Source organism: Roseicyclus sp., from assembly GCF_052168335.1.
Lineage (GTDB): Bacteria > Pseudomonadota > Alphaproteobacteria > Rhodobacterales > Rhodobacteraceae > Roseibacterium.
The window spans coordinates 1-3,874 of record NZ_JBQLZP010000467.1; the positions used below are offsets into that span (position 1 = coordinate 1).

General features: G+C 66.9%; 4 protein-coding genes. 2 read left to right on the top strand and 2 right to left on the bottom strand.

The annotated features are described in order from the left end of the window. Positions 1-183: 183 nt before the first annotated feature. The gene (locus ACTS11_RS14415) at positions 184-681 is read right to left on the bottom strand and encodes a fasciclin domain-containing protein (protein WP_442640996.1); all 498 of its coding nucleotides are present in this window, start codon (positions 679-681) and stop codon (positions 184-186) included. Positions 682-759: 78 nt separating this feature from the next. Next, positions 760-1,218: a fasciclin domain-containing protein gene (locus tag ACTS11_RS14420; protein ID WP_442640999.1), complete on the bottom strand. Its 459-nt coding sequence runs from the start codon at positions 1,216-1,218 to the stop codon at positions 760-762. A 407-nt stretch (positions 1,219-1,625) separates the two neighbouring features. On the opposite strand from ACTS11_RS14420, the gene msrP reads away from it, so the two are divergent. Continuing rightward, positions 1,626-2,537, top strand: coding sequence for a protein-methionine-sulfoxide reductase catalytic subunit MsrP (msrP, locus tag ACTS11_RS14425; RefSeq protein WP_442640997.1), 912 nt, complete (start codon positions 1,626-1,628; stop codon positions 2,535-2,537). After that, complete coding sequence (msrQ, locus tag ACTS11_RS14430) at positions 2,537-3,175, top strand: protein-methionine-sulfoxide reductase heme-binding subunit MsrQ (protein WP_442640998.1); 639 nt, start codon at positions 2,537-2,539, stop codon at positions 3,173-3,175. Before msrP ends, msrQ begins: the two co-directional genes overlap by 1 nt. Positions 3,176-3,874: the final 699 nt, after the last annotated feature.

Consider the following 3,874-nt stretch of genomic DNA (forward strand, 5'->3'; position numbering starts at 1 on the left):
CGTGGAGCAGGAGCACCGGAGGCCCCGAGCCCTGCGCGAGGTAGCTGAGGACCGTGCCATCGGCGGCCGTCATGCTCCTGCGGACGGGGGCTGCGCTCATGGCCCGAGGCTAGCCCCGGGCGTCGTCTGCGGCAATCGAAACCGCCCCGCGGGGGAGGGCGCGGGGCGGCCGGGTTTCCGCCTTCAGTGCGGAAGGAGCACGCCGTCGATGATGTGGACGACGCCGTTCGAGGCGAAGACGTCCGGCGTGGTCACGGCGACGTTGCGGTTCAGGTGCACGCCCGAGCCGCGGGCGTCGAGGTTGATGAACCCGCCCTGGACCGTCGGGATGCGCCCGCGCTGGCCGAGCAGCGCCGAGGCCGGGTAGTAGTCGGCCGAGACGTGATAGGTGAGCACGTTCGTCAGCGCGTCGGTGTCCGCCAGAAGGCCGTCGAGCGTGCCGGGCGGCAGCGCCGCGAAGGCCGCGTTCGTCGGCGCGAAGACGGTGAAGTTGCCGCGGGACGACAGCGTCTCGACGAGGCCCGCGGCCTGAACCGCGGTCACGAGGGTCGAGAGGTCGGGAGTGGCGGCGGCGAGCTCGACGATGGTCTGCGAGCCGGTGACGGCGCGGGCGGGCAGGCTGAGCGCGAGGGGTGCGGCTGCGAAGGCGGCCGTGGCGGTGATGAAGTTGCGGCGGTCCATGACTGGTCCTCCCTGTCTGAAGGATCTCCGGAAAGAAAACGGCCCGGCAGGTGCCGGGCCGTAGTGGCGATGGGCGTCTTACATCGGGGGGAGGATGACGCTGTCGATCACGTGGATCACGCCGTTCGAGGCCTCGATGTCGGCCGCGGTGACGGTCGCGTCGTTCACCATGACGGTCGAGCCGTCGATCGAGATGGTGATGTCGGCGCCGTTCACGGTGGTTGCGGTCATGCCGTCGGAGAGGTCGCCCGACATCACGGCGCCCGGGACGACGTGGTAGGTGAGGATCGCGGCCAGCGCCTCGGGATCGGCGAGCAGGCCCTCTACGGTGCCCTCGGGCAGCGCTGCGAAGGCTTCGTCGGTCGGCGCGAAGACGGTGAACGGACCTTCGCCCGAGAGCGTCTCGACGAGGCCGGCAGCCTCGACAGCTGCGACCAGCGTGGTGAAGTTGCCGGCGGCAACGGCGGTCTCGACGATCGTCTGGGCGTTGGCGGCGACGGGCAGGGACAGCGCGGTGGTCGCTGCGAGGGTCATCATGATCTTGCGCATGGTATCGTCTCCTTCGTGGGTTGCGCGAGGCGTCTTCGTGCACCTCGTCGCGCCGCCAGATGTCGAGGCCGCCAACCGTTTCAAGATGCGCGGATTTCCGCGCCCGCCCTTGACGGGCGAAGCCTCGCGGCTAAGCCGCGCCGCTCCGTGGTTTCCAGTAAAGTGCGCGTGAGCAGAGGTGATGCCGCGTGAGCCTAGCCCGGCGAAACAATCGCCCGGCCCGGTCCGTGTCCTCCCCCGAGGATGCGCCCCGGACCAGCCGCGCTCCGCCCCCTCTCGTCGCGCGCGCACGCGCGCACGCGGGAAAACACTTGCGTGAGATCGCGCGGCTGGGGGTAGGCGGGCGGCTAAAAAGGGTCACATTACCTGCTAACGCACCAAAGCCGGAGGACCGCATGGCCCATCGCTACAGATCCGACCTGACCTGGGACGACGTCACGCCCAAGGAGGTCTACCTCAACCGCCGCCAGCTCATGACAGGCGGGGGCGCCCTTCTCGCCGCCGGGATGGCGGGCGGGCAGGCACGGGCGCAGGACGCCTGGGACCTCACGCCGAACTCCTGGGAGGAGATCACGACCTTCAACAACTTCTACGAGTTCGGCACCGACAAGAGCGACCCGGCCGAGCACGCGCACCGGCTGACGACCTCGCCCTGGAGCGTCGAGATCGACGGATTGGTCGACAACCCCGGCACCTACAGCTTCGAGGACATCGTCGCGGGCCAGACCATCGAGGAGCGCATCTATCGTCTGCGCTGCGTCGAGCGCTGGTCGATGGTGATTCCGTGGAACGGCTTCGAGCTGGCCGACCTGCTGAACCGCGTGGGCGTGCAGGACGGCGCGCGCTACGTCGCCTTCGAGACCGCGATGCGCCCCGAGGAGATGCCGGGCCTCCGCGTGCCGATCCTCGACTGGCCCTATCGCGAGGGGCTGCGCCTCGACGAGGCGATGCATCCGCTGACGATTCTCGCGACCGGCCTCTATGGCGAGCCGATGCCGAACCAGAACGGCGCGCCCATCCGCCTCGTCGTGCCGTGGAAGTACGGCTACAAGTCCATCAAGTCGATCGTGCGCATCAGCCTCGTCGCCGAGGAGCCGGTGGCGTCCTGGAATCAGTACGCACCGCACGAGTACGGCTTCTATTCCAACGTGAACCCCAACCGCGAGCATCCGCGCTGGAGCCAGGAATTCGAGCGGCGCGTGGGCGGCGGCCTCTTCGCGCGGAACATCCCGACGCTGATGTTCAACGGCTACGAGGAAGAGGTCGCGTCGCTCTATGAAGGCATGGACCTGATCGAGTTTCACTGATGGCACTGTCCGACCGCATCCCCGCGCGTCCGGAGATGATCCAGACGCTGAACGGCGCGCTCCGCAAGGTGCCGCCCTGGACCCTCTACGTCGCGGGGGCGGGCTGGGCGGCGTGGCTCTTCTGGCTGGGGCTGACCGGCGGGCTCGGGGCGGAGCCGATCACCGAGCTCGAGCATCGCTACGGGGAGCTGGCGATCAACCTTCTCGTGGCGGGGCTCGCGGTGACGCCGCTCCGCCGCTACCTCGGCCTGAACCTCATGCCCTTCCGGCGCGCAATCGGGGTGCTGACGTTCTTCTTCCTTCTCGCGCATGTCCTCGTCTGGGCGGTGCTCGACGTGCAGGCGCTCTCGCGGGTCTGGGCCGACATCCTCGAGCGACCCTACATCACCATCGGGATGGCGGCGTTCCTCTTGCTGCTTCCGCTCGGCCTCACCTCGAACGACTGGTCGGTGCGCAGGATGGGCGGGGCGGCGTGGCGCCGGCTGCACAAGCTGGTCTACCCGGCCGCGATCCTCGGCGCTCTGCATTACATCTGGCTCGCGAAGGGCTTCCAGTTCGAGCCGCTCCTCTACATGGGGGCGATCCTGGCGCTTCTGGCGACGCGATTCCTCCCTTCGACTCGCCGCACGAGGGCCTGAAGGAGGTCTCCCCGGGTGCTTCGGCCCCAGATATGGGGATAAGCCTGTGGGCAACCACCAAAGGTCGGAATCGGGCGCCGGGCGAGTCGCGTGAGCGGCCCGACGAGGCGGTCGAAAGACCCGGTCGCGCAGGATTTCTCGGCGTCTAACCTATTGATTTTATAGCGTGTTCCACGAATATCGCAAAAAATCCGATCTTTCTGAAAAAAAGCCCTTGCGGCCCCCCGCACCGATCCGTAAATAGCCCCTCACCGGCGGCGCTGAGGCGCTACCGGGAACGCCAAACGGGCCGCAGCGACACGCGGTGGTGCGGGAGGCAAACAAAAACAGAGACAGATGAGGCGGGCCGCGCTCACAAGGAAGTAGCGCAGTCGGTTCGATTTTGTCTCTCGCTCTTTGACATCGATGGTAACTGAAGAGATATGCGGGCGGTTTGGTTCGTTCGACGGATCGACCGTGCATATCGAGCTCTCTAGCAAGACGGGGCAACCCGAGGCGCGATGATGAGAGTGTCAGCTTCACTGTTTGGACGGCTTTCGGTTTCTGATGAAACCCGAAGCACAACAAACAGAGACTTCCCGATCCTAGCCGGGTCGGGAGATGTGCAGAGGTTCGAACGTCAAGGATAGGCTGGTAACGGCCTTTCAACTTGAGAGTTTGATCCTGGCTCAGAACGAACGCTGGCGGCAGGCCTAACAC